Origin of the sequence: Roseburia sp. 1XD42-69 (assembly GCF_003612565.1) — a bacterium.
GTDB lineage: Bacteria > Bacillota > Clostridia > Lachnospirales > Lachnospiraceae > Roseburia_B.
The window spans coordinates 1-1530 of the sequence record NZ_RAZG01000203.1; the positions used below are offsets into that span (position 1 = coordinate 1).

The window sequence follows — 1530 nt, forward strand, 5'->3', positions numbered from 1 at the left end:
GGAGAGATACATGAAATTCAACGGTAAACGATATATAACATCACATTAGAATCTTTCGTGAAACAACCCTAGCCGCCAGAATAAATCTCTTGAAACTCTGCACAGACTGTGGTATATTGAACATAAGGAAGGACACCTGCTGGTAACAGGTGCCCTACATGGAGCCCCACTCCAAAGGTGGAGTTTCCCGAGGTGGATCTTACCTCTCAGTGAGAGGCGCCCATCCTGGTGTGAACAGGGTGGGCATTATTTTTTTCGCTTGTTATCCTTGTCTCTGTCGAGAAAGGCAAGCAACGCTATAACAAAGCTGCCAAAGGCAATCAGCAAGCCGATTATTCCTATAAATATCAAAATGATATCCGCAGCGGTCATTGGCGCCACCTCCCTTCCTATGTAATCCGGCAAGCCGGTCATTGGCCCGGGAGGCTACCACCCCTGTCATGGGTTCCATACTGGAATACTACCACAGTTCGACAGGAATTTCAATCCTATTCTCTCTTCGTGGAATATGTGGAAAGTGGTTCAAAATCAATCTCAAAACAATCTCACGGATGAAAAAGAAAGACCGGAAAGCATTGTTTTTACGCACTTTCCAGTCCAAATGTCCGTTATTCGAACTCGACTTTTCCTAACTAATTTTGCTTAGGTTTTATTCTCTGTCGAGTATGTAAATCTTTTGATTATTTGATATATCGATGTTATCCTGCCTATATGGGCTAATGTTATCATTTTGTTATCGCTGTTGATAACACTGGCTCTGTAACTGCGGATAATAGCTATATGCTATGGCTTAGATTATAAGCGATTTTGTTAAGAAATGCAATAGTCAAAGACCACTACTTTATCATAATTTGCAAATCATTATGTATTCTTCTTTGTTCTCGTCAACCACTTCAAATCCTGCTTTTCTATACATTTTGACTGCATAATTCGCTTTCTGCACAGATAGAGATGTCTGCTTATATCCTTTCACTTTTAAAAGTTGCAACATAGCTCCCATAAGTGCTGTACCAATACCCAAATTTCTGTATTCCTCATACAGTGATATGGAAAATGAGGGCGTTTTGTCATCAATATGCCCGTAATCGTTCATAATACGCACCCATACTGCACCCACAATCTTCTCTTTTGTTTCCACAACCAAGCACCAATCGTCTGCTTTTCCAAAATCTTTAATATATGCTTGTAACTCTGGCTGTTTAAAAATAGATTTTGGCGGCTTATCCATGCCCTCTGGAATAAAAATTGCTTCATACAAAAAATCAGATAATATTGGATATTCATTTTTTCTAATTTCCCGAATTTTAATAATCCATATCTTTTTAAAACCTCATTATTCCTAAATCACATCTCTATTTCTTATAATCAATAATTTATTATCTCCCTTTTGGAACTCATATTCTGTCTTAACAATTTCCACATTATAATCCCTTTGGAAGTAATCTATTACGTTTTTAATTAGTGTCTGCTGATTAACCTACACAAGCAGGTAACCAGCCCTCCCTATAGTTTAAAATGTCCAGCAGATAA

2 protein-coding genes are annotated in these 1530 nt (G+C 38.2%); both read right to left on the reverse strand.

From position 1 onward, the window contains the following. Positions 1–246: 246 nt before the first annotated feature. Positions 247–372, reverse strand: a complete 126-nt coding sequence (locus D7Y06_RS27570) for a putative holin-like toxin (RefSeq protein ID WP_243119513.1) — start codon at positions 370–372, stop codon at positions 247–249. 472 nt (positions 373–844) lie between these two features. After that, positions 845–1228, reverse strand: coding sequence for a GNAT family N-acetyltransferase (locus D7Y06_RS25065; protein ID WP_243119514.1), 384 nt, complete (start codon positions 1226–1228; stop codon positions 845–847). Between the last annotated feature and the right edge of the window lie 302 nt (positions 1229–1530).

Excerpts from the sequence above, each read along its gene's own strand:
- D7Y06_RS27570 (WP_243119513.1), bottom strand. The coding sequence starts at position 372 with ATGACCGCTGCGGATATCATTTTGATATTTATAGGAATAATCGGCTTG.
- D7Y06_RS25065 (WP_243119514.1), bottom strand. The coding sequence starts at position 1,228 with ATGGATAAGCCGCCAAAATCTATTTTTAAACAGCCAGAGTTACAAGCA.